This window comes from Pseudomonas umsongensis (assembly GCF_002236105.1).
GTDB lineage: Bacteria > Pseudomonadota > Gammaproteobacteria > Pseudomonadales > Pseudomonadaceae > Aquipseudomonas > Aquipseudomonas umsongensis.
In genome coordinates, this window is sequence record NZ_NIWU01000004.1 from 370,485 (window position 1) to 393,524 (window position 23,040).

Genomic DNA, 23,040 nt, shown 5'->3' on the forward strand with positions numbered 1-23,040 from the left:
TCACTTCACCAGCGGCAGATTGTCGGCTTTCCAGCTGGAAACACCACCGGACAGTTTGGCGGCGGTGAAGCCAGCCTTTACCAGTTCGCGAGCGTGAGTCCCGGCCGTCTGGCCCATGGCGTCGACCAGGATGATGGTCTTGGCCTTGTGCTTTTCCAGCTCGACAACACGGGCAGCCAGTTTGTCGTGAGGAATATTCAACGCACCAACAATGTGACCGGCAGCGAAATCCTTGGCAGGACGAATGTCGATTACCACGCCCGCGTCTTTGTTGACCAGGCCAGTCAATTCGCCAGTGCTCAGGCTACGGCCGCCGCCCTGCATCTGATAGGCAATCAGCAACGCCAGCAGTACGACGAAGATACCGACGAGGATGTAGTGGTTAGTGGCAAATTCAATCAGGTGAGCAACCATCGAAGGAGGTTCCAGGGCGTTAAAATGTCGGCCAGTATACACAGCCACTATGGTGGGCCAAACCCCGTCCGGCGGTGACGTGGCCGGAACTTCGCTTTAAACTGCCACTCCCTTTTCCATCGCCCTCTTTTATCTCAGCCACGAGTGGACTCCATGACTACCACGCCTAAACCTTTGGTCCTGATTATTCTCGACGGCTTCGGTCACAGTGAGAGCCCTGAATCCAACGCGATCTTTGCCGCCAAGAAGCCTGTATTGGACCGCCTGTGGGCCACCGTGCCCAACGGCCTGATTTCGGGCAGCGGCATGGACGTCGGCTTGCCGGACGGCCAGATGGGCAACTCCGAAGTCGGCCACATGAACCTCGGTGCCGGTCGCGTGGTGTATCAGGACTTCACCCGTGTGACCAAATCGATCCGCGACGGCGAGTTCTTCGAGAACCCGACCATCTGTGCCGCGGTGGACAAAGCTGTCGCTGCCGGGAAGGCCGTGCACTTCATGGGCTTGCTGTCCGATGGCGGTGTGCACAGCCACCAGGATCACCTGGTCGCCATGGCCGAACTGGCCGCCAAGCGCGGCGCCGAAAAAATCTACCTGCACGCCTTCCTCGACGGCCGCGATACCCCGCCGAAAAGCGCGCAATCGTCGATCGAACTGCTGGACGCTACCTTCAAGGCCCTGGGTAAAGGCCGGATCGCCAGCCTCATCGGTCGTTATTTCGCCATGGATCGCGACAACCGCTGGGACCGTGTCTCCCAGGCCTACAACCTGATCGTCGAAGGCCAGGGCGAATTCAACGCCGCCACCGCTCAGGAAGGTCTGCAAGCGGCTTACGAGCGCGGCGAAAGCGATGAATTCGTCAAGGCCACTTCCATTGGCGAGCCGGTGAAAGTCGAAGACGGCGACGCCGTGGTGTTCATGAACTTCCGCGCCGACCGCGCGCGCGAGCTGACCCGCGTTTTCGTCGAGGACGACTTCAAGGAATTTGAACGTACCCGTCAGCCAAAACTGGCCGGTTTCGTCATGCTGACCCAATACGCCGCCAGCATTCCCGCACCTTCGGCATTTGCCGCCGGCAGCCTGGAAAACGTGCTGGGCGACTACCTGGCGAAAAACGGCAAGACCCAGCTGCGTATCGCCGAAACCGAGAAATACGCCCACGTGACCTTCTTCTTCTCTGGCGGTCGTGAAGAACCGTTCCCGGGCGAAGAACGCATCCTGATCCCGTCGCCTCAAGTCGCTACCTATGACTTGCAGCCGGAAATGAGCGCGCCTGAAGTCACCGACCGCATCGTCGACGCCATCGAAAACCAGCGTTACGACGTAATCGTGGTCAACTACGCCAACGGCGACATGGTCGGCCACAGCGGTGTGTTCGAGGCAGCGGTCAAGGCTGTTGAGTGCCTTGACCAGTGCGTCGGTCGCATCGTCGATGCCCTGGAAAAAGTCGGCGGCGAAGCGCTGATCACCGCGGACCACGGCAACGTCGAGCAGATGTCCGACGAAACCACCGGCCAGGCCCACACCGCGCACACCACCGAACCGGTGCCGTTCATCTATGTGGGCAAGCGTGACCTGAAGGTTCGCGAAGGCGGCGTGCTGGCAGATGTGGCGCCGACCATGCTGAAGCTGCTAGGCCTTGAAAAACCGGCGGAAATGACCGGGACTTCGATTCTGGTGTAACCCGCACGCTCAAACGCCACAAACCACTGTGGGAGCTGGCCTGCCAGCTCCCACAGTGGTTTGTGGTGGTTTTACAGACTAAATCCCCCCCACCTCCCCTTCCAGTCATCACACAGTCAGAAATGGGCATTTTTTTTGCTGCTCATGGCGGGCATACTAGGACGTCCCTTTCTTTGGTGTCGCCCGCCTCTATGCTCCGCGTCCTGATAGCCCTCGCCCTGACTTGCCTGCTCCAGCCGGCCTTCGCCGATGAGCGCGCGCAAACCCAGCAACAATTGGACGCCACGCGCCAGGACATTGCCGAGTTGAAAAAACTGCTGGGCAAGCTGCAGGAAGAAAAGTCCGGCGTGCAGAAAGACCTCAAGGGCACTGAAACCGAGATGGGCAAGCTCGAGAAGCAGGTCGACGCCCTGCAAAAAGAGCTGAAGAAAAGCGAAACCGAGTTGCAACGACTCGATGCAGAGAAAAAAAAACTCCAGAGCGCGCGCACTGAACAACAGCGACTGATTGCCATCCAGGCCCGCGCGGCTTATCAGAACGGCCGGCAGGAATACTTGAAACTGCTGCTCAACCAGCAGAACCCAGAGAAGTTCGCCCGCACGCTCACCTATTACGACTACCTGAGCCAGGCTCGCCTGGAGCAGCTGAAGAATTTCAACGAAACCCTGCGCCAGCTCGCCAATGTCGAAAAAGACATCGGCCTGCAGCAGGCGCAATTGCTGGTACAGCAAAGCAGCCTGGAAACCCAGCGTAGCGAACTCGAGAAGGTACGTCAGGAGCGCCAGCAAGTCCTGGCCAAGCTCAACGACGACGTGAAGGCTCGCGACCAGAAACTGGCAGCCCGTGAGCAGGACCAGGCAGACCTGTCTAAAGTCCTTAAAACTATTGAAGAAACCTTGGCCCGCCAGGCTCGTGAGGCAGAAGAGGCGCGACAAAAAGCGCTGATCGCCCAGCAGGAAGCCGAAAAAAAGCGTTTACGTGAGGCCCAGGCGCTGGCAGATGCCAACGACGATGCCCCACGCAAACCGGTTAAATCGACACCCGGCCCACTGGTTTCCAGTTCCGGTGAAACCTTTGGCGGCGCATTTGCTTCAACTCGCGGCAAACTTCCATGGCCTGTCGATGGTCGACTGTTGGCGCGCTTCGGTGAAAGCCGTGGCGACGACGCCCGGACCAAGTGGGACGGCGTAATGATCGGCGCTTCTGCAGGCAGTGCGGTGCATGCGGTGCATGGCGGTCGAGTGGTGTTCGCCGACTGGTTGCGCGGCGCCGGGCTGCTGGTGATTCTCGACCACGGCAACGGTTTCCTGAGTCTTTATGGTCACAACCAGACACTGCTCAAGTCTGCGGGTGACGTGGTAAAAGCCGGTGAATCCATCTCCACTGTCGGTAACAGTGGCGGGCAGGACACACCAGCGCTGTACTTTGCTATTCGTCAGCAGGGTCACCCGAGTGATCCGGCGCAATGGTGCCGCGCGCAAGGATAGGCGCTGAGTCACCTACATTAGGAGTTCGTTCGACATGCTGCATTTGTCCCGCCTTACCTCGCTGGCCCTGGCGATCGCCCTGGTGATCGGCGCGCCTCTGGCGTTCGCCGCTCAACCGGCCCCGGCAGTCGCGCCTGCGGGCACTGCCGCGACCACCAAGGCGCCACTGCCGCTGGAAGAGTTGCGCACCTTTGCCGAGGTCATGGATCGGATCAAGGCCGCGTATGTCGAACCGGTAGACGACAAGACCCTGCTGGAAAACGCGATCAAGGGCATGCTCAGCAACCTTGACCCGCACTCCGCCTACCTGGGACCAGAAGACTTCGCTGAACTGCAGGAAAGCACCAGTGGCGAATTCGGCGGCCTGGGCATCGAAGTCGGCGCCGAGGACGGCTTTATCAAAGTGGTGTCGCCAATCGATGACACACCGGCCTCCAAGGCTGGCATCCAGGCAGGCGACTTCATCGTCAAGATCAACGGCCAACCCACCCGCGGACAGAGCATGACCGAAGCGGTGGACAAGATGCGCGGCAAGATCGGCCAGAAAATCACCCTGACCCTGGTACGTGACGGCGGTACGCCATTCGATGTGACCCTGGCCCGCGCCATCATTCAGGTGAAGAGCGTGAAGAGCCAGCTGCTCGAATCCGGCTATGGCTACATCCGCATCACCCAATTCCAGGTCAAGACCGGCGAAGAAGTGTCCAAGGCCCTGGCGAAGCTGCGCAAAGACAACGGCAAGAAACTCAACGGCATCATCCTCGACCTGCGCAACAACCCGGGCGGCGTACTGCAATCGGCGGTGGAAGTGGTCGACCATTTCATCACCAAGGGCCTGATCGTCTACACCAAGGGTCGCATCGCCAACTCCGAACTGCGTTTCTCTGCCACCGGCAAGGACGAAAGCGAAGCCGTGCCAATGGTCGCGCTGATCAATGGCGGCAGCGCCTCGGCCTCGGAAATCGTCGCCGGCGCCCTGCAAGACCAGAAACGCGCGGTGATCATGGGTACGCCGAGTTTCGGCAAAGGCTCGGTGCAAACCGTGCTGCCACTGAACAACGACCGAGCACTGAAGATCACCACCGCGTTGTACTACACGCCCAACGGCCGCTCGATCCAGGCCCAGGGTATCGTCCCGGACATCGAAGTGCGCAAGGCCAAGATCACCAACGAGCAAGACGGCGACTACTTCAAGGAAGCCGACCTGCAAGGTCACCTGGGCAACGGCAACGGTGGCGCCGACAAACCAAGCAGCTCCGGCGGCAAGTCCAAGCCGATGCCGCAAGACGACGATTATCAACTGGCCCAGGCCCTGAGCCTGCTCAAAGGGCTGAGCATCACGTCCGGCCGCTGAGATGCTTGCGCGGGTAGTCCTGGGGCTGTTGTGTTGCCTGGCGGGTGTTGTTCACGCTGCACCCGCCCCTCAAAAGGCTTATATCAGCCTGATCATCGATGACCTGGGGCAAAACCTGCCCCGGGATCGCCAGGTGCTGGCCCTTCCGGGGCCGGTGACGGCGGCGATCATGCCCGACACCCCTCACGCCACCGAATTCGCCCGCGAAGCCCATCGTGCCGGCAAGATCGTCATCCTGCACATGCCCATGGACCCGGCCACCGGTCCGTTCGCCTGGCATCCCGACTTGCCTGTCGAAGAGCTCGAGAAACGCCTGAACGCAGCGCTCAAGGTCGTACCCTACACCGCTGGCATCAACAACCACATGGGCAGCCGCATGACCGCCCAGCGACCGGCCATGGCCTGGTTGATGGCTGACCTGCAGCGTCGGCACAAGCTCTTCTTGGACAGTCGCACCAGTGCGCAGACCGTGGCGGCGGCCGAAGCGCAAAAGATTGGATTGGCGAGTATTTCGCGTGATGTGTTTCTGGATGATGAGCGCACTGAAGCGGCAATTTTCACCCAGTTGCAGACAGCAATCAGCCTTGCGCGTAAGCAGGGTTCGGCGGTGATGATCGGGCATCCGTATCCACAGACGCTGGCGGTGTTGGAGCGTGAACTGCCCAAGCTCAAGGCTCAGGGCATCGAGTGGATTGATATCAAGCAGATGGTCAGTGTGCGCGGCAATCGCGCCATGGTTGCCCATGGCAAAGACGGAATTTACCGGTAACAACTCGCCACGCACCTATACATAGCTACCGCCCGACACCTCTTCCAATTCCAGATATTGAGACCTGCAACAGGTCGCGGCCCTGAGTCGCCTTTTACATATCAGGAATAACCATGAACACCGAGAACAGCGCTACAAAACCAATAGGCTCGATAAAAGTCGATAACTTGCTAATCAACTTTACGACAGAGTTTCAGCGACTCTGGGACAGCGGGCGATCACAAGCGAAGCCCGCAACCTTTTGGCGCGCTGCGCCAGCCCCTGATTTGCTGCCGGGCTATTTCTCTCTGGGCGATTTAGTCATTCCTGGACATGACAGTATTAATAGTAAAAAAGTGGCCGTGGTCGTCTGCGAAGGACCAAAAAGTGGAGAAAGCACCAAAGTTAATGCACTCAGCCCACCTATCGACTTCGAACAAGTCTGGAGAAGTGCAGGCTCAACAACCGTTGCGGACTGCACGATTTGGCGCCCGATCCCTCCCGATGGCTACGTTGCAATGGGGATGGTGTGTTCCGACCGTGAAAAACCTTCGCTCAACGTGGTTCGATGCATCAGGGAGGACCTGGTAGTAGCCTCAACTGTCGGCAACTTGATCTGGAGCGATAAAAGCAGTGGTGCGCGACAGGATCTCAGCGCTTGGAGCATCTGCCCACCCATCGCGCAAAACGGTGAAATCTACATTTCACCCGGTACCTTTGCCGGTGTTAGAGGCTATTCCAAACCGACGACACTCACTACTTATTCATTGCGAATGAGCATCCCGCTTCAAATCAACCCCCAGCTGCAGGCACCAGTACTGTCCGGGATCGGGCAGCCTACACAACTCGAAAAAGCCGAAACCACTTACATCGCCAAACTTCCCTGGTTTACCGTAATAGACCCGGTTCTGAGCCCGATTGAGCAACTACGCACAACGCCTTCATACCTCTTGGAGAGGACAGACCAGTATGTGCTCGTGGGAAGCGGCCATAATGAAGACGCCGCGAGTAAAACCTTCAAGTGGATAGTACACAGAGTTCAGACACGTCAAAGCCTGACGGCATTCGCCCTCGTCACGTCTATCGAATTCGATAGTGAATGGCCAATCAACGTGCAGGCGCCTCTCATCAACTTTTCGGGGAGATTGGACAAGAAATTTGCTCATTCTGATGAGTCAGGCGGATGGTCCGCCCATGCTGCCACAGAAGTCTTTATCGTCGTCTCGAAAAACAGAACTGTGGCGGTATATCAAATGCAGAGTAACTACAGACTGCTGCGCGAAGACAGAACTCAAGTCACTACAGAGCTTAATTACACCGACATGAGCAATTTACACCTGACTGAATTCTCATCTTAAAAGACGGATGAAGTCACACCCACCCTTTAACCAGTAGAAATTCCAGCAGCAACTATAGATACCGCCCCATGATCTCGTCGACCACGCCGTCCTTGCGCATTTGATCCAGTGCAGCCTGTAACTTGGCGACGGTTGCCTGCGGTACGTCCTTGTTCAGCGCCAGGTACAGCACGGCGCTGTTGAAACGCAACACGGTCTTCAGCCCGTTTACCCCGTCCTGGCGCGCCAGATAGCGCCCGGCCGGGTCGCCGGTGGCCCACAGGTCGATCTGTCCGCTGACCAGCTTCTTCGCATTATCCTGATCACGTAGCACCACGATGGGCTTCAGGCCCTGCTTGGCGAGCGTCTCGGCAATCGCATCGCCCTTGTACGCGCCAATCCTGTACTTGCGCGCGTCCTCCAGGGTCTCGAGGGAGATTTTGCTGTCAGCCTTGGCCAGCATGATCCAGTCATCCGGACCGATCGGCCCGACCCATTTGAAAAGCCGCTCGCGGTCCGGCAAACGGGCCATCACGAATGCTCCGTAACCGGGGTTTTCCAGCGCGAGTTTGTAGACACGCTCCCAGGGGAAACGCAGGGTCAGGCTATAAGTGACGTTGGCGCGCTTGAACATCTCGCGGACGATGTCCACGGCGATCCCATTGATGTTCTCGTCCTGAGCGAAGTTCTTGCCGTTCTTGGCCATGTTGTACGGCGGGAAGTTTTCCGTCAGCAACACCAGTTCCTTGGTGGAGCTGTCGGCGGCGCGTGCGCTACTGATGAGCAACAAGGAAGCGCTGGCGAGGACAAGAAGAATGCGTTTAAACATGTCTGGCTACCGAAATCCATGGCGTACTCAAGAGTGCCCTGAGCCCGCCATGATGTCCACTGGCCTGTACCGGTTTGTTCAGCGCATCACAATACCGCGGTGGGCCATATAGGCCTTGGCTTCTTGAACGGTGTATTCACCGAAGTGGAAAATACTCGCTGCCAACACTGCACTGGCGTGGCCCTCGAGAATGCCGTCGGCCAGGTGCTGCAGGTTGCCGACACCGCCGGAAGCGATCACCGGAATGCCCAATGCATCGCTGATGGCGCGGGTGACACCCAGGTCGAAGCCATTTTTCATGCCGTCCTGGTCCATGCTGGTCAGGAGGATCTCACCGGCACCCAGGCCTTCCATCTTCTTCGCCCATTCGACCGCGTCGAGCCCGGTGGGCTTGCGCCCGCCGTGGGTGAAGATTTCCCAGCGCGGGGTTTCGCCAGGTCCCGAGACCTTCTTCGCATCAATGGCAACCACGATGCATTGCGAACCGAAGTGCTGCGCCGCTTCACCGACGAATTCCGGGTTGAACACAGCAGCGGTGTTGATCGAGACCTTGTCCGCACCGGCATTGAGCAGGTTACGAATGTCCTGCACGGTGCGTACGCCACCGCCCACGGTCAGCGGGATAAACACCTGGCTGGCCATGCGCTCGACGGTATGCAGCGTGGTGTCGCGACCGTCGACGCTGGCAGTGATGTCGAGGAAAGTAATCTCGTCGGCACCCTGCTCGTCATAACGACGGGCGATCTCCACCGGGTCGCCCGCGTCACGGATGTTCTCGAACTTCACACCTTTGACGACCCGGCCGTTATCCACGTCCAGGCAAGGGATGATGCGTTTGGCCAGCGCCATGGTCAGTCCTCAGCCTTTGTACGAATCGCAGAAAGCTTGCGCTTCAGCGACGTCGAGGGTGCCTTCATAAATCGCACGACCGGTGATCGCACCGATGATGCCTGGCGCCTTGGCGTCGAGCAGGGTCTTGATGTCACCCAGGTTGTGGATGCCACCGGAAGCGATCACCGGGATCTTCGTGGCAGCCGCCAGCGCAGCGGTGAACGGCACGTTGCAACCCTGCATCATGCCGTCTTTGGCGATGTCGGTATAAACGATGGCGGACACGCCGTCGGCTTCAAATTGCTTGGCCAGGTCGATCACCTGGATGGTGCTGATTTCAGCCCAGCCATCGGTAGCGACGAAACCGTCCTTGGCGTCCAGGCCGACAATTACCTTGCCCGGGAACGCGCGGCAGGCTTCGGCAACGAAGGCCGGATCTTTCACGGCCTTGGTGCCGATGATCACGTAGCTCACGCCCGCTTTCACGTAGTGTTCGATGGTTTCCAGGGAACGGATGCCACCGCCGATCTGGATCGGCAGGTTCGGGTAGCGCCTGGCAATCGCGGTGACCACTTCGCCGTTGACCGGCTGGCCTTCGAACGCACCGTTCAGGTCGACCAGATGCAGACGACGGCAACCGCCCTCCACCCACTTGGCAGCCATGCTCACCGGGTCATCGGAGAACACTGTGGAATCTTCCATGCGGCCCTGGCGCAGACGAACACAGGCACCGTCTTTAAGATCGATAGCGGGAATAATCAGCATCTGGCAAACCTTCAAATTTGAATGTTCAGCTTGGCTCGGAAATCAGTTTTTCTCGAGCGCCCACAGGTCGCTTTCGATGCTTTCGAACCTCTCCTTGAGGTGCGCCTGCACATCGAATATCGCCCTGTTGTAATAGTGAGGAGCAATTTCGCGGGTGAACAGCTCAAGGATTTCGGCCGCTTCGAACGAACCCAGGTCCAGTTCGAAGCGATCCTCCATGAAGCGCTTGATCTTGTGATTGGCCTCACTCTCCTGTTCAGGAGTGAGGGTCAGGATCGGCGGCTTCTTCTTGACCGCCATTACCAGCGACCGTCCCACGCGGCGAAGTTCTGCAGCAACTGCAGGCCATGGGTATGGCTTTTCTCCGGGTGGAACTGCACGGCGAAACGCGAGCCTTCGGCCAGCGCTGCGGCAAAGTCGACCCCGTAATGACCGCCACCGACCACCTGCCGCGCATTACCGGCGGCGATGTAGTAGCTGTGCACGAAGTAAAACCGCGCCATGTCTGGAATGTCGTGCCACAGCGGGTGACTCACCTTCTGCTTTACTTCGTTCCAGCCCATGTGCGGGACTTTCAGGTGTTCGCCGTCCTCGACAAGATCCTTGCCGAAGAACTTCACCTGGCCCGGGAACAGGCCGATGCAGTCGACGCCGTCGTTCTCTTCGCTGTGTTCGAGCAAGGCCTGCATGCCAACGCAGATGCCGAGGAACGGACGATCCTGGCTGACCTCACGTACCAGTGAATCGAAACCCAGTCGACGGATCTCCGCCATGCAGTCGCGGATCGCGCCAACACCGGGGAAAACCACCCGGTCGGCTTCGCGAATCACGTTCGCATCGCTGGTGATCAGGACCTTGCCAGCCCCCACGTGCTCGAGGGCCTTGGCCACCGAGTGCAGGTTGCCCATGCCGTAATCGATAACCGCGACTGTCTGCATTACAGGACGCCCTTGGTCGAAGGCATTTGCCCGGCCATGCGGTCATCGAGTTCCACGGCCATGCGCAGGGCGCGGCCGAAAGCCTTGAACACAGTTTCGATCTGGTGGTGGGTGTTGTGCCCACGCAGGTTGTCGATGTGCAGGGTGACGTTGGCGTGGTTGACGAAGCCCTGGAAGAATTCCTGGAACAGGTCAACATCGAAACCGCCGACGGTGGCGCGGGTATACGGCACATGCATCTGCAGGCCAGGGCGGCCGGAGAAGTCGATTACCACGCGCGACAGCGCTTCATCGAGCGGCACGTAGGCGTGGCCGTAGCGACGGATGCCTTTCTTGTCGCCGATGGCTTTGGTGAATGCCTGACCCAGGGTGATACCGACATCTTCCACCGTGTGGTGGTCATCGATATGCAGGTCGCCTTTGCTGACGATATCCAGGTCGATCAGCCCGTGACGGGCGATCTGGTCCAGCATGTGCTCAAGAAAAGGTACACCGATATCAAATCGGGCCTTTCCGGTGCCATCCAGGTTGATCGAGGCTTTGATCTGGGTTTCCAGAGTGTCGCGCTCGACTGACGCCATACGTTCGGCCATCACCAGCTCCGCAAAATCATTGGGCGAAAAAGGCAACCATTATAGGGGCGCGGGCGCGAAACAGAAACACGGGAGGTGATATCGCTGACGGATAGAATCCCCGGTCGTCGGGGATAGACATGTCCATACAAGCCATTTTCAGGCACCACCAGACAAATGTGGGAGCGGGCTTGCTCGCGAAAGGGGCTGCACATTCAACATCTCTGTCGACTGTCAGACCGCAATCGCGAGCAAGCCCGCTCCCACAGGGGTTGGTGTTGGCCTGAAGATGTCAGGCCAGACCCTCAGCTTCTTAGTGGAACAGTACCGCTGTTTTTTGCAGCGTCACCCACACACCCCATGCCAACGGAATACCCACCACCAGCCAGGCAGCTACCGCCAACGGCTTGGTGCCGGCATCGGCTTTCCACTCCAGCACGGTGCTGCTGTCAGCCCCTTTGTCGTGACCCAGAGCCTGTTCGGCAGCCAGCTCGGCGTCGGTCATGAAGTACTTGTCGGCCACCGGACGCACCAGCAGGTTGCAGATAAAGCCCAGTACCAGCAGGCCCGCCAGGATGTACAAGGTGATGTCGTACGCCGCTGCACGCTCGACGCCGATGCTCAGCTGATATTCACGCAGGTAGTTCACCAGCACCGGACCCAACACACCTGCCGCCGCCCATGCCGTCAGCAGGCGACCGTGGATCGCACCGACCATTTGCGTGCCGAACAGGTCCGCCAGATAAGCGGGGACCGTGGCAAAACCACCGCCGTACATCGACAGGATGATGCAGAAGGCTGCCACGAACAGCGCGACACTGCCCAGATGCCCAAGGTTCGGAATCAGTCCGTATAAAGCAAAGCCCAGGGCGAAGAACACGAAGTAGGTGTTTTTACGGCCCAGGTAATCCGAGAACGAGGCCCAGAAGAAACGCCCGCCGATGTTGAACAGGCTCAGCAAACCGGTGAAGCCCGCAGCGATGGCGGCAATCGAAGCCAGTTGCGAGGCGTCCAGTTGGCCAAATGTCAGGTCATTGCCCAGCAACTTGCCGGCAAAAACCTCCTGCAACAGTGGCGAAGCCATGCCGAGGATGCCGATACCGGCGGATACGTTCAGGCACAACACCAGCCATACCAGGCGAAATTGTGGCGTCTTCCACGCCACGTTAACGTGCACGTGACGGTGGGTGATCATCGCGTTCGAGGCTTTTTTCGCAGGTGCCGTCCAGCCTTCAGGCTTCCAGCCGGTCGGCGGCACTCGATAGGACAGCGCGCCGCCGATCATGAACACGAAATAGATCGCAGCCATGACCAGGAAGCTTTGCCACACGCCGACACTGGTGGGCGAGGCAAAATGACTCATCAACGCCGCCGCCAAGGGCGCACCGACCATTGCACCCCCGCCGAAACCCATGATCGCCATGCCGGTCGCCATGCCGCGCTTGTCCGGGAACCACTTGATCAAGGTCGACACCGGCGAGATGTAGCCCAGGCCCAGGCCGATACCGCCAATGACCCCGGAGCCGATCCACATCAGCCAGATCTGGTGGGTATAGACCCCCAGCGCGGAAATCAGCAGACCGCCGCACCAGCACAGCGCCGAGACGACACCCGCCTTGCGCGGCCCGGCATGCTCCAGCCAGCCACCCCAGATGGCGGCCGAGCAACCCAGGAAGATGAAGAACAGGGTGTAGATCCAGCCGAGCATCGAAATCGGCCAGTCGCATTGCGAAGAAAACACTTGAGCGATGAAGCTCATGTCGGGCGCACAAGCCACTGGTGCGGTGATGCCGAGCGCTTTGGACAGCGGCAACCAGAATACCGAGAAGCCATACGCCATGCCGATACACAGATGGATAGCCAGCGCGGCCGGTGGCACCAGCCATCGGTTGAAACCGGGCCTGGCGATAATGCGCTCCTTGGAAAGGAACGCGGGCTGGCCGGCTTGAAGGCCGTCTGCCGTGATGCTCGTGGTCATTGTTTATCCCCCAATTGTCAGTAGTGTTCGCCTGCCACTTTCACCCTCAGCCTTAATGCACGCAGACATGACCGTTTTTTAGGGAAAAGCTCGTTTTTCCTGCGACATCACGTCGCAGAGGGGCGGACGAACCGGTGCAGGGTAGCATTTGCCAATGATCGAAAAACCAAACTGACATCACGTTTTCGAAGTTGTCCGTTTTCGTACCACTGAAGGAACCTCCCTTGCGATCATTGTCGAACTGATTAACCACTTCTTCTCCGGTACAGATCCTGTCTACACGCAGGCAAAATCACTTTTTGCCTGGATGCTCGACGCTCTGTCCTTGTGATCTGCCCGGTCGGGCGCTGCGGAGCGCTATACTCCCCGGCTAAATTTCGAATTCGACTAACTACAAGGACTCGCCCATGAAAGCGTTCGGCAAAATCCTGGGCCTGGTACTTCTCGGGCTGTTGCTGATCGTAGTGGCGCTGGGCTTTGCCCTGACCCACCTCTTCGATCCCAACGACTACAAAGACGAGATACGCCAGATTGCCCGCGACAAGGCCCACATCGAGCTGACGCTCAATGGCGATATCGGCTGGAGCCTGTTCCCTTGGCTGGGCCTGGAACTGCACGATGCAGCGGTCGCTACCCTGGCCAAGCCCGCCGAGCCCTTCGCCGACCTGCAGATGCTCGGCCTGTCGGTCCGCGTGCTGCCATTGCTGCGCCGCGAGGTGCAGATGAGCGATGTGCGCGTCGAAGGCCTGAACCTGCGCCTGAACCGCGACAAAGATGGCCACGGCAACTGGGAAGACATCGGCAAGGTGCCCAAGCCTGCAACCACGGCCACGCCTGCCGATGCCACCAGCGAACCTGAGCAGCCAACCACCGCCCAGGCGGAAAAACCGGCACAGCCCATTCGCCTGGACATCGACAGCCTGACCGTCAACAACGCCCGCGTGGAATACAGCGACGAAAAAACCGGCAAGCAATTCAGCGCCGAAAGCATCCAGCTCAGTACCGGGCCGGTGCACGACTCCACCAACATCCCGGTCAAGCTCACCGCGTTCCTGGGCACCAACCAGCCGGTTCTGCGGGTGCGCACCGAGCTCAACGGCGAATTGCGTTTCGAACGCGCGCTGCAGCGCTACAAGCTCGAAGACATGAAGCTGTCCGGTGAAGTCGCCGGCGATCCGCTGCAAGGCAAGACCGTGACCTTCGCTGCGCAAGGCCAGCTGTTGCTGGACAAGGCTGCCAACGTCGCCGAGTGGACCGGGATCAAGGTCTCCGCCAACCAACTGCGAGCGCTGGGCGAGCTGAAGGTCAATGACCTCGATAAAACCCCGCAGGTTAACGGCGGCTTGTCGATTGCCCAGTTCGACCTGGCGAAATTCGTCGACAGCATCGGCCAGAAACTCCCGGCGATGGCCGAAGGCAGCCTGAGCAAGGTCGAACTGGCCACGCGCCTGACCGGCACGCCCTCCAGCCTCACGCTCGATGACATCAACCTGAAAGTCGACGACAGCACCTTTACCGGTCGCATCGCTGTCGAGGATTTCGCCAAGCAATCCCTGCGCGCAACCCTCAAGGCGGACACCTTCAACGTCGACCGTTACCTGGCGCCGAAGTCGGCCGAGGCTAACAGCGCCAAGCAAGTGCGTCAGGCCGAAGTCGCCAGCACCGAAGCTGATGCCATGGCCGGGGCCGGCAGCACACCCCTGCCGCAATCCCCAACCAAAGAAGCCTGGAGCAACGAACGCCTGCTGCCGGTGGAACGCCTGAGCAAGCTGGATGTAGACGCCGACCTGACCTTCGGCCAGTTAACCCTGGAAAAACTGCCGATCCACAACGCGGTGCTCAAGGCCAACGGCCAGGGTGGATTGTTGACGCTGAGCAGCCTGCGCGGCGACCTGTACGAGGGCAACTTCGAAGCCAAAGGCACCCTTGATGTGCGCCAGCAGGCGCCGGTGCTGAACATGCAGACGCAAATCAGCCGGGTGCCAGCGGAAAAAATCCTCGAAAGCCAGGGCAAGGAGCCACCGGTCAAAGGCCTGGTAACACTCAACAGCACCCTCACCGGTAGCGGCAACAGCCAGAAAGCGCTGATCGAAACCCTTAATGGCAACGCCAGTTTCGTCATCAACAATGGCGTGCTGCTCAATGCCAACCTCGAACAACAGTTGTGCAAAGGCATCGCCACGCTCAACCGCAAGTCCCTCAGCGGCGAGCCAAGGGGCAAGGACACACCGTTCCAGGAGCTCAAGGGTAACCTGACCTTTCGAAACGGCGTCGCGAGCAACCCGGACCTGAAAGTGCGCATCCCGGGCATGACCGTCAACGGCGACGGCGACATCGACCTGCGGGTCTTGGGCATGGATTATCGCGTGGGCATCATTGTCGAAGGCGACAAGAGCGACATGCCGGACCCGGCCTGCCAGGTGAGCGAGAAATTTGTCGGCATCCAGTGGCCGTTGCGTTGCCGCGGCCCACTGGAGCTCGGCGCCAAGGCCTGCCGCCTGGATAACGAACGCATGGGCCAGGTCGCGAGCAAACTGGCGGGCGAGCGCATCAGCGAAAAAATCGACGAGAAACTGGGCGACAAGGTCAGCCCGGAACTCAAGGACGCACTCAAGGGGCTGTTCAAGCGATGAGAGCCGAGCAGTTTTCATTGGCGGTGCTGGAATGGTTCGACCGCCACGGCCGCCACGATTTGCCCTGGCAACAGGGCATCACCCCTTATCGGGTGTGGGTCTCGGAAATCATGCTGCAACAAACCCAGGTCAGCACCGTGCTGAATTACTTCGACCGGTTCATGGCCTCGCTGCCGACGGTCGAAGCCCTGGCGGCGGCGCCCGAGGACGAAGTGCTGCACCTGTGGACGGGCCTTGGTTACTACACCCGCGCGCGGAATCTGCAGAAGACTGCCAAAATCGTCGTCGAGCAGTACGGCGGTGAATTCCCCCGGGACGTGGAAAAACTCACCGACCTGCCCGGCATCGGCCTGTCCACGGCGGGTGCGATCGCCAGTATCAGCATGGGCCTGCGCGCGCCGATCCTCGACGGCAACGTCAAACGCGTTCTGGCACGCTTTACCGCGCAAGAGGGTTACCCGGGCGAGCCGAAGGTCGCCAAACAGCTATGGGCGAACGCTGAGCGCTTTACACCGCACGATCGGGTGAACGCCTACACCCAGGCGATGATGGACCTGGGCGCCACGCTCTGCACCCGAAGCAAGCCGAGCTGCCTGCTCTGCCCGCTGGAAAAAGGCTGTGAAGCGCACATGCTCGGCCTGGAAACCCGCTACCCGATTCCCAAGCCACGCAAAGCCATCCCGCAGAAACGCACGCTGATGCCGATGCTTGCCAATGCTGAAGGTGCGATCCTGCTTTACCGTCGACCTTCCACGGGCCTGTGGGGCGGCTTGTGGAGCTTGCCGGAACTCGATGACCTCGACGACCTGCAACATCTCGCCTCGCAGCACTCGCTGGAGTTGGGCAACCCGCAGGCACTGCCGAACCTGGTGCACACCTTCAGCCATTTCCAGTTATCCATCGAACCCTGGCTGGTTCAGGTCCAGAAGGCCGGCCAGCACGTGGCCGAGGCCGACTGGCTCTGGTATAACCTCGCCACCCCGCCGCGCCTGGGCCTTGCCGCCCCGGTCAAGACCTTGCTCGAACGCGCGGCTGCCGTATTGAACGCAGGAGAGTCGTCATGACCCGCACCATCATGTGCCGCAAGTACAAAGAAGAATTGCCCGCCCTGGAGCGCGCTCCATTCCCGGGTGCCAAAGGCCAGGACATTCTTGACCACGTCTCGGCCAAGGCCTGGGCCGATTGGCAAAAACACCAAACGCTGCTGATCAACGAAAAGCGCCTGAACATGATGAACGCCGAAGACCGCAAATATCTTCAGGGCGAGATGGACAAGTACTTCTCCGGCGAGGATTACGCCAAGGCCGAAGGCTACGTTCCGCCTGCCGAGTAAGCCCGTGAAATCGGGGGGTCGGATCGTAAGCGACGGTAATAATTAAATTTTTTTGATAACTTGCTTGACGACCCTCTGAAAAACCCGTTTAATGCGCCCCGTTGCCCAGATAGCTCAGTCGGTAGAGCAGGGGATTGAAAATCCCCGTGTCGGCGGTTCGATTCCGTCTCTGGGCACCACCTTCCGTTTTCAGGTGATGCCAAGCACACCTGGAAGCACACAAAAAACCCGCCTAGTGCGGGTTTTTTGCTTTTCAGGCTTTGTACCCTTGCATGCCCCCCCGTGAAAGCTTGGCAAGCGATCACAAGGGGCGGCTGGAGTAGCCCGGCCTCAGCAGTCGTTCACTCCGCCATCTGCAACTCCGGCAGCTTCATCCGGAACCCACGCGTAACGCCCATCAAACAAAGTAACCCTAACCCCATCCAGCCAAGACCAATCATGAACGACATGCTGGACAGGCTGGTCCAAAGCCAAATGGTGCTGAGGAAGCCCAGGGCCGGCACCAGACCGTAGATCAGGCAATTGCGCAGGCCGCGCATCTTCTGGTCGACGAGGTAATGCTTGATCACCGCCAGGTTCACCGCCGAGAACGCGAAGAGCGCGCCGAAGCTGATCATGTTGGCCACGGTATCCAGGGTGATGAACAGGGCAATCAGCGAGAACAGACTGACCAGCATGATCGCCGTGGCCGGCACCCGCTTCTTCGAGACCAGCCTGCCGAACACCCGCGGCAGCGCACCGTCCCGACCCATGGCGAACAGCACCCGGGAGACGCTGGCCTGGGAGACCATCGCCGAGGCAAAACACCCGGCCACGTAGGTGGCGGTAAAGGCGGTCACCAGCAGTTCACCCCCCACGCGGCGCATGACGTCCAGCGACGCCGAGTCCGGGTCGGCAAAGGTGTTCCATTGTGGATAGACCATTTGCGCGAAATACGAAACAAGGACAAACAGCAGGCCTCCGAGCAGGCTCACCACCATGATGGCGAGGGGGATGAGACGCCGCGGGTTGGGCGTCTCCTCGGCCATGGTCGACACGGCGTCGAAGCCGAGGAAGGACAGACACAGGACCGCTGCGCCGGTCATGATCAGCGGAACGCTGAAGCCCTCGTGATGGAAGGGTGCGAGCAACGAAACCGGCTCCGACTGATCCCCCAGGTTATGGATCGACAACGCCACGAACACGACGATGAAGACCAACTGGACAACCACGAGCAGCAAGTTGACCCGGGTGATGGATTCGATACCGATCAGGTTGAGGAAGGTCACCAGGGCAATGGAGCCGACCACCCACACCGCAGCGGGAACCGCGGGGAAGTATTCGGACATGTAGATGCCGATCAGCAGATAACTGAGCAGCGGCAGGAAGATATAGTCCAGCAACAAGGTCCAGCCGGCCATGAAGCCAAAGTAGCTACCGAAGGCCTTACGCGTATAGGAGTACACCGATCCCGAATACGGATGTGCCTGCACCATGCGTCCGTAGCTGTAGGCAGTCAGCAGCATGGCGGCAAGGGTCAGCAGGTAGGCGGTCGGCAAGTGGCCCTTGGTCATCTGGGTCACCAGGCCATAGGTGGTGAACACCGCCAGCGGGACCATGTACGCCAGGCCGAAGAGGACCAGCGCGGTAAGACCCAGGGATTGTCGAAACCTGCCTGGCGAAACCGATTCCGATGGGGAGTGATGGGAAGGAGTGTCGGCCACGCTTGTTATTGTATTCATTGCTGACTCCTGAAAATTTGAATGCAGGACGCTGCGGTATCCGAAGAACGGTTACCGTTAGTGAATGATCTGCTGAAGGGTGGGCTGCCCGATTTCCGACAGCCACTTGTTCAATCGATAGGCATACAGGGCGATGCAACGCTGTTGATCACCGCCCCGAGCATGCCTGGCCCACAGATGAGCTCAGAGCTTTCCCGCGATCCGTGCAGTGCGGTCTACCGCGATACGGGTCTTTTCAACCAGCTCGTCCAGCTCCGCGCGCGTTGCCACAAGTGCCGGCGCCATGATCATGCGGCCCAAGGTCGAACGAATGATCACGCCCTCTTCAAAACCAAAGGTGCGGCACTGCCACGCCAGATCGTTTTCGTTGGTGAAGCGTTTGCGCGTAGCCTTGTCCTCAGCGAACTGCAAGGCCGCGACGAGGCCCGCGCCCTGGATCTCGCCGATCATCGGGTGGTTGCCGAACACTTCGCGCAGGATCCGCTGCAAGTACGGTCCGGTATCCTCCTTCACCTGGCGCACGATGCCTTCGTCACGCAACGCCTTGAGGTTGGCGAGCGCTACCGCGGCCGCGACCGGGTGTCCGGAATAGGTCAGGCCGTGGGCGAAGACGCCGCCCTGCTCCACCAGCGCATCGGCAATGCGCTTGCCCAGCACCAGGCCACCCATCGGCACGTAACCGGAAGTCAGGCCCTTGGCGATCGACAGGGTGTCCGGCTCGAAACCGAAATACTGGTGTGCGAACCACTCGCCCGTGCGACCAAAACCACCGATCACTTCATCGGCACACAGCAGCACATCGTATTGGCGGCAGATGCGCTGGATTTCCGGCCAATAGCTCTCGGGCGGGAAAATCATGCCGCCTGCGCCCTGGAAAGGCTCGGCGATAAAGCCCGCGACATTTTCGGCGCCCAGCTCAAGAATCTTCTCTTCCAGTTGCAGGGCACAGCGACGACCGAACTCGGCCGGGGTCAGCTCGCCGCCCTGGGCGTACCAGTAAGGCTCATCGATGTGCGCGACGTCTGGAATCGGGCCGCCCATCTCGTGCATGAACTTCATCCCGCCCAGCGCAGTGGCTGCCAGGGTCGAACCGTGATAACCGTTCCAGCGGCCGATCATGATTTTCTTCTGTGGCTTGCCGACGACCTGCCAGTAACGGCGAACGGTACGGATCAGCACCTCGTTCGCTTCGGAGCCGGAGTTGGTATAGATGACGTGGCTGTAGTGGCCCGGCAGCAGGCTGAACAGCAGCTCGGACAGTTCGATCACCGCTGGATGTGTGGTGTGGAAGAACATGTTGTAGTACGGCAATTGATCCATCTGCGCAGCCGCCGCGGCGGTCAGGTCCTTGCGACCGTAGCCAAGCTGGGTGCACCACAGGCCCGACATGCCGTCCAGGTAGCGCTTGTCATCGTTGTCCCAGAGATACAGTCTCTCGCCGCGTACCATCACTCGAGGGCCTTCGGCATTGAGCGCCTTCTGATCCACAAACGCATGGATATGGTGGGCGGCATCGGACTTCTGATAATCCTGAGTCTGCCGTTTCGGTTCGAAGGGTGCATTCATGGCTTTTTTCTCTTTTGTTGGTAGTCACGCGAGGGGGAGCAAGTCCGTTCAGCGGCTCTTGCTCATGTAGCTTTCAAGCGGGTCTTTGCTGAGCACGCCCTGGGCTTCGGCCAACGAATCGATGAACAGTGAGAACAATTCCGATTGCGTGCCGATGTCGAGCTTGCAGTAGACGTTTTTACGGTGAGACTTGATGGTGTCCTCCGACACCCCCAGGCGCTCGGCCAGGGAGCGGGTCGAATGGCCACGCAGGATCAGTTGCGCGATTCGACATTCGCGCTCGGTCAGGATCGACGAGCCGAAGTTATCCAGTGCCGAGTGGATGCGCTGCTCCAACAGGTTTTCGAAACGAGCGCCGCGCGTGTCCAGGCCGACAAAATGCTTTTTCAGCAAGGTCAGGACCCAGGGCGCAATGCGCTTGAACTGCTGCGTCGTGGCGGCGTCCAGTTTTTCCGTGAACGCCAGCGAGACAGCCAGGCTCAGCCCGGGAGACAACTGCAGGATGTAGTTCAACTCATCCTGAAGGTGCGAGTGCCGATAGAACGACTGGTAATACTCGCTGAGCTCGAAGTGGTCGGGAGCGACATCAGCAAGGTCGTAGCAACCGGAGCTAAAGCCCTCTACACAGGCACCGTAGAACGGGTCGAGCAGATAGAACCCGGACAGATACTGGCGCACATTGCCTTGCGGCAGCCAGGGGCCGTCAAGTTCGAACAGCGCGCTGGGCATGCCGCCATGCGGATACTGGTACAGCGTCGTCGCCTGAATGGGCCAGATACAGCCCAGGGTTTCGAACAGCGTCGCGGTGAATCCCGGTTGACCGATACTCTCGGTCACCTTGGCCATCTGTTCGAACCATTGCGCAGAAACAAACCGATCGTTTTCCACTTCAAAGACTCGCCAAAAGAACGGTTGGGAACGACACGAGGTGACTGGTGCCGGGGTTGAAATGATGTTCCCACGCTCGGAAAACTGCCGATATCACCCGATAGGGTGAGTCGACCAAAGGGTGCCAAACGGCCGCCCCATATGCCCCACAAGCAGGAAAAGCACGCCACTCCAAGGAGTGCGTGCAGTCGGGTTTTCCCCTGCCACGCCTTGCGACGTGGCCTATGGAAGCGGTGTTAACGAAGCTGGAACCAGGTGGTTTTAAGTTGCGTGTACTTGTCGAATGAATGGAGGGAAAGATCGCGCCCGAAGCCGGACTGCTTGCCGCCGCCGAAAGGAATGGCGACATCCAGTGCATCCATGGTGTTGACCGAGACAGTCCCGGCCTTCAATGCCCGAGCCACACGATGAGCGCGGTTCAGGTCATCGCTCCAGACTGACGCGGCGAGACCATAGATGCTGTCGTTGGCCAACTCAATCGCCTCTTCTTCGGAGTCGAAGGCACTGATGGCCAGCACTGGACCGAAAATCTCCTCACGCGCCAGGCGCATGTTTCTATCCACGCCAGCGAAAATCGTCGGCTGGATGAAGTTCGAAGAGCCATTGATCGTCAGGCGCTCGCCGCCTGCCAGGAGTTTCGCGCCGTCACCACGTGCTTGTTCGATCGCCTGCATGATACGAGCGGCTTGCTCGCTATCCACGATCGCACCGGCTTTGCTTTCAGGGTCCAGCGGATCACCGGGCAGCCAGGCCCGAGCCTTGGTGATCAAGCGCTCGACGAATTCATCATGGATAGAACGTTGCACGTAGAGCCGGGAGTTGGCCGAGCAGACCTCGCCCTGATTGAAGAAAATGCCGAACGCGGCTTTTTCCGCAGCCAGGTCCAGGTCCTGGCAGTCTTCGAAGACCAGGTTCGGGCTCTTGCCGCCGCACTCCAGCCAGACCTGCTTGAGGTTGGACTGCGCCGAGTACTGCATGAAATATTTACCGACCTGGGTCGAGCCGGTAAACACCAGGCAGTCCACATCAGGATGCAGGCCCAGGGCCTTGCCAGCGCTTTCACCCAGGCCGGGGACAACGTTCAACACCCCTTTCGGGATGCCGGCTTCGAGCGCCAGTTGACCCAGGCGCAAGGCTGAAAACGGCGATTGCTCGGCGGGCTTGAGGACCACGCTATTACCGGCGGCCAATGCCGGAGCGAGCTTCCAGGCCGCCATGTCCAGCGGGAAGTTCCATGGCACCACGGCGGCGACCACTCCCAGTGCCTCGCGAGTAATGGTGGCGAGGGCATTGCGCGCGGTGGGCGCGACCTGATCGTAGAGCTTGTCCAGGGCTTCACCGTACCAGGCGAACACACTGGCCGCGCCAGGCACATCGATGTTGTAGGCATCCATGACCGGCTTGCCCATGCTCAGCGAGTCAAGCAATGCCAGCTCCTCGCGGTTGGCCAGGAGCAGTTCGGAGAGCCTGATCAGGATCTTCTTGCGCTCCACCGGAGCCATGTGAGCCCACGTTCCCTCTTCGAACGCCTGGCGAGCCGAACGTACCGCAAGGTTCACTTCGTCCTCGCCGCATGCGGCGACACAGGCCAGCCGCTGATTGGTCGCCGGATTGATCACCTCGAAAGTCGCCCCCGAGGCGCACGCGACCTGCTGCCCTGCGATCAGGGCATTTTCAATGAATGTTTGGTGGGCAGCCCGCTGCTGCCAGTAGTTGAGATCGAGCACACGCTACTCCCATGCCGACCGCTGATACGGTCAGTTTTTATTGGTTTCGCAGGATGGTGCTCTACTCTCGCGGCGAGGAAAAATAGTAAAAATGTGCTCGGTTCCCAAGAAAAAACTGGGTAGCGACGAGGTTCTGGAGCAGCAGGCAAGATTTCTTTTTTATGCTCGGGATTTAACAAATCTACCGCCTTTGAAATTCCTACGTCTACCTGGCACTCCCTCCTACCAGTTGTAAA

Annotated in this window: 20 protein-coding genes and 1 tRNA gene; 9 read left to right on the forward strand and 12 right to left on the reverse strand. The window is 59.5% G+C overall.

What is annotated here, in order from left to right; translation table 11 throughout:
- Nucleotides 1-414 (reverse strand): rhodanese-like domain-containing protein, encoded by a 414-nt coding sequence (locus tag PSUM_RS21410; RefSeq protein WP_033043806.1) that lies wholly within the window; start codon nt 412-414, stop codon nt 1-3.
- Nucleotides 415-567: 153 nt separating this feature from the next.
- On the opposite strand from PSUM_RS21410, the gene gpmI reads away from it, so the two are divergent.
- From gpmI to PSUM_RS21435, 5 genes are all read left to right on the forward strand, one after another.
- The gene (gene gpmI, locus PSUM_RS21415) at nt 568-2,097 is read left to right on the forward strand and encodes a 2,3-bisphosphoglycerate-independent phosphoglycerate mutase (protein WP_020795730.1); all 1,530 of its coding nucleotides are present in this window, start codon (nt 568-570) and stop codon (nt 2,095-2,097) included.
- A gap of 191 nt (nt 2,098-2,288) precedes the next feature.
- Nucleotides 2,289-3,584 (forward strand): murein hydrolase activator EnvC family protein, encoded by a 1,296-nt coding sequence (locus tag PSUM_RS21420; RefSeq protein WP_033043805.1) that lies wholly within the window; start codon nt 2,289-2,291, stop codon nt 3,582-3,584.
- Between the two features lie 34 nt (nt 3,585-3,618).
- A complete protein-coding gene (locus PSUM_RS21425; RefSeq protein WP_083350012.1) occupies nt 3,619-4,938 on the forward strand; it encodes a S41 family peptidase in 1,320 nt (439 codons plus the stop codon).
- 1 nt (nt 4,939) lies between these two features.
- A complete protein-coding gene (locus PSUM_RS21430) occupies nt 4,940-5,707 on the forward strand; it encodes a divergent polysaccharide deacetylase family protein (RefSeq protein WP_083350011.1) in 768 nt (255 codons plus the stop codon).
- 113 nt (nt 5,708-5,820) lie between these two features.
- Nucleotides 5,821-7,044 carry a Vps62-related protein gene (locus PSUM_RS21435; RefSeq protein WP_033043802.1) on the forward strand — a complete coding sequence of 408 codons (1,224 nt, stop codon included), beginning with the start codon at nt 5,821-5,823 and terminating at the stop codon, nt 7,042-7,044.
- 52 nt (nt 7,045-7,096) lie between these two features.
- On the opposite strand, the gene PSUM_RS21440 is transcribed toward PSUM_RS21435, so the two are convergent.
- The 7 genes from PSUM_RS21440 to PSUM_RS21470 form a co-directional block, all read right to left on the reverse strand.
- On the reverse strand, nt 7,097-7,852 hold the full coding sequence (locus PSUM_RS21440; protein ID WP_083350010.1) for a substrate-binding periplasmic protein: 756 nt from the start codon (nt 7,850-7,852) through the stop codon (nt 7,097-7,099).
- Between the two features lie 78 nt (nt 7,853-7,930).
- Nucleotides 7,931-8,701 (reverse strand): imidazole glycerol phosphate synthase subunit HisF, encoded by a 771-nt coding sequence (hisF, locus tag PSUM_RS21445; RefSeq protein ID WP_007897430.1) that lies wholly within the window; start codon nt 8,699-8,701, stop codon nt 7,931-7,933.
- A 9-nt stretch (nt 8,702-8,710) separates the two neighbouring features.
- Nucleotides 8,711-9,448 (reverse strand): 1-(5-phosphoribosyl)-5-[(5-phosphoribosylamino)methylideneamino]imidazole-4-carboxamide isomerase, encoded by a 738-nt coding sequence (gene hisA / locus PSUM_RS21450; RefSeq protein WP_020795736.1) that lies wholly within the window; start codon nt 9,446-9,448, stop codon nt 8,711-8,713.
- 42 nt (nt 9,449-9,490) lie between these two features.
- Nucleotides 9,491-9,748: a DUF2164 domain-containing protein gene (locus PSUM_RS21455; protein ID WP_020795737.1), complete on the reverse strand. Its 258-nt coding sequence runs from the start codon at nt 9,746-9,748 to the stop codon at nt 9,491-9,493.
- Nucleotides 9,748-10,386, reverse strand: coding sequence for an imidazole glycerol phosphate synthase subunit HisH (gene hisH / locus PSUM_RS21460; protein WP_020795738.1), 639 nt, complete (start codon nt 10,384-10,386; stop codon nt 9,748-9,750). The genes PSUM_RS21455 and hisH overlap by 1 nt, the downstream gene beginning before the upstream one ends.
- Nucleotides 10,386-10,979 (reverse strand): imidazoleglycerol-phosphate dehydratase HisB, encoded by a 594-nt coding sequence (hisB, locus tag PSUM_RS21465; RefSeq protein WP_007939452.1) that lies wholly within the window; start codon nt 10,977-10,979, stop codon nt 10,386-10,388. Before hisB ends, hisH begins: the two co-directional genes overlap by 1 nt.
- Nucleotides 10,980-11,271: 292 nt before the next feature.
- The gene (locus tag PSUM_RS21470) at nt 11,272-12,936 is read right to left on the reverse strand and encodes an OFA family MFS transporter (RefSeq protein WP_020795739.1); all 1,665 of its coding nucleotides are present in this window, start codon (nt 12,934-12,936) and stop codon (nt 11,272-11,274) included.
- Nucleotides 12,937-13,343: 407 nt separating this feature from the next.
- Between PSUM_RS21470 and PSUM_RS21475 the strand changes: the two genes are divergently transcribed.
- The 4 genes from PSUM_RS21475 (at nt 13,344) to PSUM_RS21490 (ending at nt 17,081) form a co-directional block, all read left to right on the forward strand.
- On the forward strand, nt 13,344-15,569 hold the full coding sequence (locus tag PSUM_RS21475) for an AsmA family protein (protein ID WP_020795740.1): 2,226 nt from the start codon (nt 13,344-13,346) through the stop codon (nt 15,567-15,569).
- Nucleotides 15,566-16,633 carry an A/G-specific adenine glycosylase gene (mutY, locus tag PSUM_RS21480; protein ID WP_083350009.1) on the forward strand — a complete coding sequence of 356 codons (1,068 nt, stop codon included), beginning with the start codon at nt 15,566-15,568 and terminating at the stop codon, nt 16,631-16,633. Before PSUM_RS21475 ends, mutY begins: the two co-directional genes overlap by 4 nt.
- Nucleotides 16,630-16,902: an oxidative damage protection protein gene (locus PSUM_RS21485; protein ID WP_033043799.1), complete on the forward strand. Its 273-nt coding sequence runs from the start codon at nt 16,630-16,632 to the stop codon at nt 16,900-16,902. Before mutY ends, PSUM_RS21485 begins: the two co-directional genes overlap by 4 nt.
- Nucleotides 16,903-17,005: 103 nt before the next feature.
- Nucleotides 17,006-17,081: transfer RNA gene (locus PSUM_RS21490), tRNA-Phe, on the forward strand.
- 162 nt (nt 17,082-17,243) lie between these two features.
- On the opposite strand, the gene PSUM_RS21495 is transcribed toward PSUM_RS21490, so the two are convergent.
- The 4 genes from PSUM_RS21495 to PSUM_RS21510 form a co-directional block, all read right to left on the reverse strand.
- Complete coding sequence (locus tag PSUM_RS21495; RefSeq protein WP_083350008.1) at nt 17,244-18,623, reverse strand: APC family permease; 1,380 nt, start codon at nt 18,621-18,623, stop codon at nt 17,244-17,246.
- 183 nt (nt 18,624-18,806) lie between these two features.
- Entirely contained in the window at nt 18,807-20,189 is a 1,383-nt protein-coding gene (locus PSUM_RS21500; protein WP_020795744.1) for an aspartate aminotransferase family protein, read from the reverse strand.
- Nucleotides 20,190-20,237: 48 nt separating this feature from the next.
- The gene (locus PSUM_RS21505; RefSeq protein WP_050511579.1) at nt 20,238-21,035 is read right to left on the reverse strand and encodes a helix-turn-helix transcriptional regulator; all 798 of its coding nucleotides are present in this window, start codon (nt 21,033-21,035) and stop codon (nt 20,238-20,240) included.
- Nucleotides 21,036-21,313: 278 nt separating this feature from the next.
- On the reverse strand, nt 21,314-22,804 hold the full coding sequence (locus tag PSUM_RS21510; RefSeq protein ID WP_083350007.1) for an aldehyde dehydrogenase: 1,491 nt from the start codon (nt 22,802-22,804) through the stop codon (nt 21,314-21,316).
- Nucleotides 22,805-23,040: the final 236 nt, after the last annotated feature.

Coding starts and splice junctions, on each gene's coding strand:
- PSUM_RS21410 (WP_033043806.1), bottom strand. CDS start 414: ATGGTTGCTCACCTGATTGAATTTGCCACTAACCACTACATCCTCGTC.
- gpmI (WP_020795730.1), top strand. CDS start 568: ATGACTACCACGCCTAAACCTTTGGTCCTGATTATTCTCGACGGCTTC.
- PSUM_RS21420 (WP_033043805.1), top strand. CDS start 2,289: ATGCTCCGCGTCCTGATAGCCCTCGCCCTGACTTGCCTGCTCCAGCCG.
- PSUM_RS21425 (WP_083350012.1), top strand. CDS start 3,619: ATGCTGCATTTGTCCCGCCTTACCTCGCTGGCCCTGGCGATCGCCCTG.
- PSUM_RS21430 (WP_083350011.1), top strand. CDS start 4,940: ATGCTTGCGCGGGTAGTCCTGGGGCTGTTGTGTTGCCTGGCGGGTGTT.
- PSUM_RS21435 (WP_033043802.1), top strand. CDS start 5,821: ATGAACACCGAGAACAGCGCTACAAAACCAATAGGCTCGATAAAAGTC.
- PSUM_RS21440 (WP_083350010.1), bottom strand. CDS start 7,852: ATGTTTAAACGCATTCTTCTTGTCCTCGCCAGCGCTTCCTTGTTGCTC.
- hisF (WP_007897430.1), bottom strand. CDS start 8,701: ATGGCGCTGGCCAAACGCATCATCCCTTGCCTGGACGTGGATAACGGC.
- hisA (WP_020795736.1), bottom strand. CDS start 9,448: ATGCTGATTATTCCCGCTATCGATCTTAAAGACGGTGCCTGTGTTCGT.
- PSUM_RS21455 (WP_020795737.1), bottom strand. CDS start 9,748: ATGGCGGTCAAGAAGAAGCCGCCGATCCTGACCCTCACTCCTGAACAG.
- hisH (WP_020795738.1), bottom strand. CDS start 10,386: ATGCAGACAGTCGCGGTTATCGATTACGGCATGGGCAACCTGCACTCG.
- hisB (WP_007939452.1), bottom strand. CDS start 10,979: ATGGCCGAACGTATGGCGTCAGTCGAGCGCGACACTCTGGAAACCCAG.
- PSUM_RS21470 (WP_020795739.1), bottom strand. CDS start 12,936: ATGACCACGAGCATCACGGCAGACGGCCTTCAAGCCGGCCAGCCCGCG.
- PSUM_RS21475 (WP_020795740.1), top strand. CDS start 13,344: ATGAAAGCGTTCGGCAAAATCCTGGGCCTGGTACTTCTCGGGCTGTTG.
- mutY (WP_083350009.1), top strand. CDS start 15,566: ATGAGAGCCGAGCAGTTTTCATTGGCGGTGCTGGAATGGTTCGACCGC.
- PSUM_RS21485 (WP_033043799.1), top strand. CDS start 16,630: ATGACCCGCACCATCATGTGCCGCAAGTACAAAGAAGAATTGCCCGCC.
- PSUM_RS21495 (WP_083350008.1), bottom strand. CDS start 18,623: ATGAATACAATAACAAGCGTGGCCGACACTCCTTCCCATCACTCCCCA.
- PSUM_RS21500 (WP_020795744.1), bottom strand. CDS start 20,189: ATGAATGCACCCTTCGAACCGAAACGGCAGACTCAGGATTATCAGAAG.
- PSUM_RS21505 (WP_050511579.1), bottom strand. CDS start 21,035: ATGGCCAAGGTGACCGAGAGTATCGGTCAACCGGGATTCACCGCGACG.